Source organism: Candidatus Colwellia aromaticivorans (assembly GCF_003333305.1).
GTDB lineage: Bacteria > Pseudomonadota > Gammaproteobacteria > Enterobacterales > Alteromonadaceae > Colwellia > Colwellia aromaticivorans.
Window position 1 is genome coordinate 20,918 of record NZ_QOLD01000005.1, and the last position, 8,578, is coordinate 29,495.

General features: G+C 38.5%; 4 protein-coding genes. 3 read left to right on the forward strand and 1 reads right to left on the reverse strand.

Going from position 1 to position 8,578, the window contains the following annotated elements:
• Nucleotides 1-147 precede the first annotated feature (147 nt).
• Entirely contained in the window at nt 148-1,176 is a 1,029-nt protein-coding gene (locus tag DWA31_RS00950; RefSeq protein ID WP_114324813.1) for a DUF1214 domain-containing protein, read from the forward strand.
• Nucleotides 1,177-1,401: 225 nt separating this feature from the next.
• Nucleotides 1,402-3,237: an alkyl sulfatase dimerization domain-containing protein gene (locus DWA31_RS00955; RefSeq protein WP_114324814.1), complete on the forward strand. Its 1,836-nt coding sequence runs from the start codon at nt 1,402-1,404 to the stop codon at nt 3,235-3,237.
• A 373-nt stretch (nt 3,238-3,610) separates the two neighbouring features.
• On the opposite strand, the gene DWA31_RS00960 is transcribed toward DWA31_RS00955, so the two are convergent.
• Nucleotides 3,611-6,991, reverse strand: coding sequence for a DEAD/DEAH box helicase (locus DWA31_RS00960; RefSeq protein WP_114324815.1), 3,381 nt, complete (start codon nt 6,989-6,991; stop codon nt 3,611-3,613).
• A 341-nt stretch (nt 6,992-7,332) separates the two neighbouring features.
• Between DWA31_RS00960 and DWA31_RS00965 the strand changes: the two genes are divergently transcribed.
• The coding region (locus DWA31_RS00965; RefSeq protein ID WP_136037967.1) for a DEAD/DEAH box helicase at nt 7,333-8,578 on the forward strand (1,246 nt) is incomplete at its 3' end.

Genomic DNA, 8,578 nt, shown 5'->3' on the forward strand with positions numbered 1-8,578 from the left:
CAGAAATATACGCTATCACACATTCATTAATTGTTAACACACATCAAATTTTCAGCATTTCTTTAAAATAACTATCAATCAAGACATTTAGTTAACCGCTGAATGTGAATCAATTAAAACAGTTACTTAATACACAAAGGAAATATCATGAAAAAGTTTATTCTGTCAGTAGTGGCAACCAGTTTATTGACCGCAATCAGTATCACATCTCAAGCCCAAACGAAGCTAATAGATGTCAATTTAGATAACTTAACAACGGTGGAGAGTCATATACAGTTTGATCGTTACCAACAGTTTACTGGTATTAATGAGTGGTTCCATTTAAGGGTACCTACTGATATTGATAATCAAACGACTATTGCGATGAACAGAGATACCCTCTATAGCTTTATCATTTTAGATTTGAAAGAGCCGGTAACGATTACTTACCCAGAAAATGAAGGGCGTTACTTGAGCTTGCAAGTGATTGATGAAAATCATTATGTTTATGATGTGTTCACTAAAGCGGGACAATATACCTTAACTCAAGAGGAGGTAGGTAGTCGTTACGCCACGATGATTTCTCGGGTATTTATCGACCCTGACTCAACAAAAGATGTAAGTGCAGCGCATCAATTACAAGATGGTTTAAAAGCGGAAAGTACGTTAAATGAAAAATTCATCTTACCTAACTATGATATGGAACGTTATAAAGCGCTTTTCTCAACGGTGCAAAGTCTAATTAATTTTGCTCATAAAGATACCCATGGCTCGATGGGAAAGCGTGATGAAGTTGACTCGTTAAAACACACTATTGCAACCGTCGCTGGCTGGGGGTTATTACCTGCAGAAAATGCGATGTACCAACCAGTACAGTTGAATCTTGATACCAATAAACGTTATAAAATTGATGTGCCTAGTGATGTGCCTGTTGATGCTTTTTGGTCGATTTCTATGTACAACAGTGACGGTTTTTTTGTTAAAAATGAACTTGAATATTATAGCCTAAATAGCGTAACGGCCAAGACCGACAAAAGTGGCTCATACACCATTCATCTGGGAGGGTGTGAAGATGCACGTATTAATTGCTTACCGTTTGCTGGTGAAGGTTTTTATTACCAGTGGCGTATGTATCAACCCGGTGAGGAATTTATAAATGGTACTTATCAGTTTAATTTACCAGAAGAAGTGAAATAAAAATTATATACGAACATGGTCTAATAAAATTGCACTTTCTTAACCGCAAGTGCAACTTTTCACATTCATCAACATAACAAACCTGCACTTAAATCACACATTGAACACCTGGTAACACACATCAAATTTTCAATGTTTCTTTAAAATAACTATCAATCAAGACGTTTAGTTAATCGCTAAATGTGAAGTAATTAAAACAGTTAATTAATATATAAAGGACATACCATGAAAAAGTTTATTTTATCAGTCGTGGCCACCAGTTTATTCGCCGCAACAACGGCAATGGCCCATGAGCATAATTCGTCTAACTTTACCTATCCACAAGGGGGTTATAGTGGCGAAGTCGTTGAACATACAACTTTTGATAACGGTGGCATTGTCAATGCACGAACGATAGAAGAACTTGCGAAAACTCAACCAGTTGAACCATATGTTAAAGAAATTGAAAAGGGTGTTTGGGCGGTTGTTGGTTACCATTGGGGGTATAAGGCGGTTATTGAAGGTGATGAAGGGCTGATTATTTACGATACTGGTGATGATGTTGAAGAAGCACAAGAGATTATGGCATTGATAAAAACTTTCAGTGATAAGCCAATTAAAACTGTTATTTATAGTCACGCTCATTATGCTTTTGGTACGCAAGCCATTGTTGATGCTTATGGTGATGATATCACTATTATTGGCCACCCTGATTTAAATAAAAATATTCTTGAAAGTGGCGGTTTAGGTGCAGCGATTCCGGAATTAAGCCCAAGTCTATTAGCGCGAACATTAGAGCAGTTTTCTTTCCTTTTACCCGCAGATGGTCCAGATGGCCAAGCGCCAACTCCGGTTGGAAAAACTAAAGGTTTTGTTGCCGTTAATACCCCGGTGACCAATGGTCAAGCAATGACGGTTGACGGTGTGGAGATGGTTTTTTATACTGCCTTTGACAGCGATACCAATGACCAAACAGTTGTTTATTTACCTGAGTCTAGAACGGTATTAAATAACCATTTATGGCCAACTTTTCCAAACTTTTACACCTTACGTGGTTCTGTTTATCGTGACCCAACGGATTGGGCTGGCGGTGTGAAAATGATCCGCGATCTTAAGCCAAAGCACTTGATCAATACTCACTCAGTTAATATTAGTGGCGAAGCAGAAATTCAAGCAACATTGACGGGGTATTATGATGCGATTATGTACTTATATGACCAAACCTTGCGCGGTATTTTACATGGTAAAACGCCAGAAGAATTGCGCCATTGGGTGCAAATGCCAAAAGATTTGGCTGAACAGCCAAATAACTTTATGGGATATGGTGAGCTTTCTTACTACCCGTCTTATATCTATCAGTATGCACTGGGTTGGTTTGGGCGTGAAACAGAAACATTAAACCGTATCGCTCCGATTGAGCAAGCTAAAAAAATAGTCGAAGGCTTTGGTGGCGAAAAAGCGGTTAAAGCTGAGCTAAGAAAAGAACTCGAGTCAAAACAATATGCTTGGGCGGGTGAATTAGCGGGCTACTTAGTGAAAGTAAATCCTACTGATGCAGAGGCTCGTCAGTTATTGGCTGATGCGATGCGTCAAATGGGCTATAACACCCAAGCAAGTATCCCACGCTCATTCTATTTAGCAAAAGCCTTAGAAATGGAAGGAAAAATACAAATTCCAACTATTATGTTTACCGGACCTGAATCTGTAACAGGCTTTCCAGCAGCAACAACTGTTGAACAGTACCGTGTACGTCTTGACCCTAAAGTCAGTTATGGTAAAAACCAAGTATTGTCTATAGAAGTTGATGGTGATGCTTCAGGGGTAATGGGCTTACATGTACGTAGTGGTATAACTGAATTTGTGCCTACCTTGAGCGAATACAGTCACAAAGCGGATATCAGCATTAAGTTATCTCTGAACGCATGGGCGGGTTACTTTGTTGGGGATATTACCTTGGATGACCTATTAGCGCGTAAAGATGTCAACACCAGCAACAAAGCTAAGGTAAAAGCATTCTTTAGTCTATTTGACCAAGTACATGCAAGTAAAACCGCGCTTATTCCTGCGTCAGCTTTACAGTAAACCTTCACAGTAACTATTTATTGTTAACCTGATGAAATAAAGGGAGCTGAACTGCAGCTCCCTTTATTATTCACACAAGAACACATTCACCTTTTTTACACATTCCCCAGCTTTTATCACACATCACTACTGAGGGATTGCATTGATAATATCACCCGTTAACGAAGTAAAAAATAAACGTAACTATTCACCTATCGTCACTCCTGAGGTCTTTAAATCGGGAGTCTAGAATTTTAAACACTGAGATTCCAGCTTCAGCTTTGTAGTTCCAGACCAAAGCTAAGTACCTAGGTCCTGTAGGCAAAGACACAACTGGAATGACGGGAATACTAGGTATGGTGAATAGATACATTTAATTGGTAATATTTTTATGTTAGCTCAGCGGCTCAAGCAGTGAGCCTAAAATATCATCCGTTAAACTCAGCTTGTTATCACTCACTTCTTCAGATAACAACGCTTTTGCTAGTTCGGCTTTATTTTGCTGTATTTTTTGAATTTTTTCTTCTATTGAATTTTCAATAATCAATTTGTAAACAAAAACAGGTTTGTCTTGCCCAATACGATAAGCTCTGTCAGTGGCTTGGTTTTCTACTGCTGGGTTCCACCAGGGGTCAAAATGAATAACGGTGTCGGCTGCCGTTAAGTTTAAACCCACGCCACCTGCTCGCAAGCTAATTAAAAATACTGGCACTTCACCTTGTTGAAACTTATCAACGACTTCTTGTCTTTTAGTGGTTGAGCCCGTTAATTTAACATAACCAATCCCCGCATCAACCAGCTCATTCTCTATCAAAGCGAGCATACTGGTAAATTGTGAAAAGATTAATATTTTACGGCCTTCATCAATTTGCTCAGGCAGCGTTTCCATTAAATAATCAAGTTTAGCCGATTGATTTACTTTTTTAGCTCCTTCAAGTGATAATAACTTAGGATGATTGCATACTTGTCTCAGTTTTAATAACGCATCCAATACTTCTATCTGACTACGTTTTAAACCTTTATCAGCAATAATATCCTTTAAGCGACTATCCATAGCTAAACGCACTGATTCATAAAGCTCAGCTTGTTTTCCTTCAATACGCAACTTTTGAATTATTTCGGTTTTTGGCGGTAATTCAGTGGCTATTTTGTCTTTGGTTCTTCGTAAAATAAACGGCTTAATGCGCTGATTTAATAACTGCTTACGTTCTAGCTCACCATGCTTTTCTATAGGGGTTCTAAAGAGCTTGGTAAATTGTCTTTGTCCGCCTAAAAATCCAGGCAGTAAAAAATTAAATTGCGCCCAAAATTCACCTAAATGATTTTCCATAGGGGTACCGGTTAGGCATAATTTATGCTGCGCTTTAAGTGACATAAACGCTTGGTATAATTTAGTTTTGGTGTTTTTTATATAGTGGGCTTCATCAAGCACAAGGTAGTAAAATTTTTGTTCACTATAGTGCTCTAAATCTTTAGTAATTAACGCATAACTGGTAATTATTATATCAACCTGATTTTCATCGCCTTCAAGCCCCTCAATACAGCCGAAGTGCTGATGACGTTTGCTACCGTGTAATATTTGATAAGAAAGTTGTGGGGTAAATTTTTCTATTTCATTAGCCCAGTTAAAAATAACGCTGGTGGGCGCAACAATTAATACTGGTTTATTAAGTCGGCCTTGCTGCTTTTCAATTAATAAATGCGCCAAGGTTTGAATGGTTTTACCTAAACCCATGTCATCAGCCAAAATACCGTTTAATTGATACTCCCGCAAAAACTGTAACCAGTTTAGTCCTTGATGCTGATAAGTTCTTAAGGTTGCATTTAAGCCTTCAGGTATAGCAACAGTGGTGACTTGTTGAAAGTCTTTTAGCTTATCAGCCAGCGCTCTTAACTTATTCGTGCCTGTTGCTATCATTCCTTGGTCATCTAACATGGACAACGTTTGATGACTTTGAAAACGCGATAGCTCCATGGTGCCATCTTCATTTAGGGCATTAGGCATAAACAATTCAATAAATTGTTTTAATATTGGCTGTACGCTTTGATAACGTAAGGCAACAAAATCACCGTTATCTAGATCAACATAAATAGGTGAATCTGGAGGAACAAGCTGTTCTTTTTCGCGATCAAGTAATACCGATTTAGGTAGTTGCTCAATAGCACCAAGTAAAATAGGAAATGCGGGCATTTTTTTACCATCAATGGTTAAATTTAGCCCTAAGGAGAAAAAATCATGGTCATCGGTTTCAATCACTTCGGCATCAAAAATGCTATCGGTGGAGAGCGCTTTAAAATAGAAATTATCAGAAAAGCTAATGTTCCAGCCCTGATCTTTAAGTAATTGTATTTCTTGATGCAAAAAATGATGCCATAAATAGCGGCCTTGCATCAGCATTGAATATTTAGGGTCTTTATCTTTACTTAAATAATCTTCATTGGTAAAAGTGTAGCGTTTAGGTTTAGGCTGAGTGATAAATTTTAACGTGGTAAGTTTATCAATAACCGTTTGTTCAAAGGTTAAATCTCGATAAAGCTTTACCTTGCTTGCACTATCGCTTGCACTATCGCTTGCACTATCGCTTGCACTATCGCTTGCACTATCGCTTGCACTATCGCTTTCAGTATCAACTAGCTTTGATAGCGTAATCGTAGCACTCTCGTTATGCGGATTAACTAAATTGCCTTGATAGGAGAAATTAACCCGCACGTGACCCGTTTGTGGGTTATTTTCTGAGGGCGTAGAAAAGTGCAAATACACGTCGGGTTTTGTTAATTCTTGTGAATATTCTGTTTTTGGTTTAGGCAAACGCTGCACGGCATCACCTAACGACATCGATAGCTTATTCAATACCCAAGGTAATTTGTCTTCTTCAAAAATAGGTGAATTTAGTAAATTTGCTTCAAAATTACATTGGGTATTGGTATTGATTTGTCCAAAGCAATTTTGTTGTTCATCGTAATAACAAAGTGGTTGTGCTTTGATAATACTAATACTTGCTGAAGGCTGCATTAAAACAAGTTGTAATGTATGTAGATTGTTATCAAGAGCTATCCATTGCCATTGTGCTTCTAACGGCTCTCCCAGGGAAATTGCTTCATCCAAGTCGTAATTTTTATGCCAAAAACAGCGGTTAGTTTTTACAATACGTTCAAATAAATCAAAATACTTAATGGTATCGCCAAATTGGTTAGTACGCATAAGCTCGGTAAGCACAGTAACATCATCGTTATTAGCATAGGCACTATTAATTAACGAGCTTGTAGAAAATTCACTGCCAAGCGTGCTACTCCAACCACCACTTTTTTTAGGACGAGATGATTTAATTTCTAATGTTAAAAAATCTTCTTCGTTATAACTGTTGGGTTTTAAAAAATATAATAATGATTTTTGTTGAACATTGGGTGGGTATCTACTTGGCTGAGCTTGAAATTGACTAAGCCATTTATCAATCACTCTTTCTGATGTTGCAATACTGTTTCGATCAAAATGTTCATGAATAAAATATATCGCTAAGGCTGCACCATGTTTACAGTCGCGACCAACATAACAATCACAATAACTGGCAATATCACTACGTTTACTATCAAACACTAAACGCGTTAAATAACTCGTCTGGCGAGAGCGCTCACTAAAAACCACACCGCGAATTATTTCACCATCAAGAGCGCAGGTTTTAATGCCGTTAGCATTAAAAATTCTCGTGCCTTTTTTCCATTCATTCTTGGTAAAGTGCCGTTCAAGTAATTCGGGGGTAAACGTATTTTTTGCCATAAGTCTTTAATTATTAAGAATTCAAATAGGTTGGTAAGTTGATAAGTTAGGTCGTTATCTCTTCTCAATAGCATAAAAATATTAATAGGATGATAAATATCAACTACAGCAAGAGAACCTTCAGGGTCTACTGCTTTAGTTGAACACTCATTATTTCAGCCGAATAATACCACTGAGGCTTAAAAGCTTCAATGCGGCATTCATACAAATACGTTAACTGTATTATGAATTGAGCATACTTAATGACATTACGGCAGAGTTTGATCGATTTCACTAACTTATAGGGGCATAAATACGCTAAAATAGTGGGCTATTCTATTTGCTCTGAGCCCTTTAACTTAATGACCTCTGTCACAACGCCTGCTACCTTTACAGAACTTGGCCTTATTACCCCCTTATTAGCTCGATTAGCTGAGCTGAAATATCAACAGCCAACCCCCATTCAAGCGCAAGCTATCCCGAGTATATTAGCCGGACGTGACTTAATTGCAGGGGCAAATACCGGTTCGGGTAAAACTGCCACCTTTGCACTGCCATTATTGCAGCAATTACGCGCTGACATATCAGTGGGCAGCAAAAGCAGTAAAGGTAATTTTGTTACGGGATTAATTTTAGTGCCTACTCGTGAACTTGCTAAGCAAGTTGCTGACAGCATTAAATCTTATGCGGTGCATTTTAACGGCGAAATTAAAACGGTTGCTGTTTTTGGTGGAGTATCAGTCAATACTCAAATGCTGGCATTACGCGGCGGCACTGATATTCTGGTTGCCACGCCAGGTCGATTACTCGATTTAATTTCAAGTAATGCCATTAAGCTCGATAGGGTTAAAGCCTTAGTGCTTGATGAAGCTGACCGAATGTTAAGCCTAGGCTTTACTGACGAGCTATCTGCGTTGTTAGCGCTGATGCCAAAGAAAAAACAAACCTTATTATTTTCAGCGACCTTTCCTGAGCAAGTAAAAGCGTTAACTCAAGAGCTGCTCAACAACCCGATTGAAATACAATTACAAAGTAGCGATGCCAGTACCTTAGTACAACGTGTTTTTACCGTTAATAAGGGCGAAAAAACAGCTGTGTTAGCACATTTGATTAAACAAAATAAATGGCGACAAGCGCTTATTTTCGTCAATGCTAAACACCATTGTGAACATTTAGCTGAAAAGCTCGCTAAACGTGGCATTACCGCCGCAGTGTTTCACGGTGATAAAGGCCAAAGAGAACGTAGTCGCGTGCTTGACGGGTTTAAAGCTGGCGAAATTGACGTGTTAATTGCAACGGATATTGCTGCTCGGGGTCTAGACATCGAAAAGCTACCTGTAGTAATCAACTTTAACTTACCAAGAAGTCCGTCAGACTACATGCACCGTATTGGACGAAGTGGCCGTGCTGGCGAAGTAGGCTTAGCAATATCGCTTATCGACCATGAAGATTATCATCATTTCAAAGTAATCGAGAAGAAGAATAAAATTTGGCTTGAACGTGAGCAAGTTGAAGGCTTTGAAGCGGATGAAATTTCTGATGATTCTATTTTAGCCGCAGAAAAGCCGATGGCAAAACCAGAAGGCAGTGGTAAGAAAAAACGCAAAA

Bases quoted from the DNA above. Each gene is read 5' to 3' on its own strand.
- DWA31_RS00955 (WP_114324814.1), top strand. From the start codon at position 1,402: ATGAAAAAGTTTATTTTATCAGTCGTGGCCACCAGTTTATTCGCCGCA.
- DWA31_RS00960 (WP_114324815.1), bottom strand. From the start codon at position 6,991: ATGGCAAAAAATACGTTTACCCCCGAATTACTTGAACGGCACTTTACC.
- DWA31_RS00950 (WP_114324813.1), top strand. From the start codon at position 148: ATGAAAAAGTTTATTCTGTCAGTAGTGGCAACCAGTTTATTGACCGCA.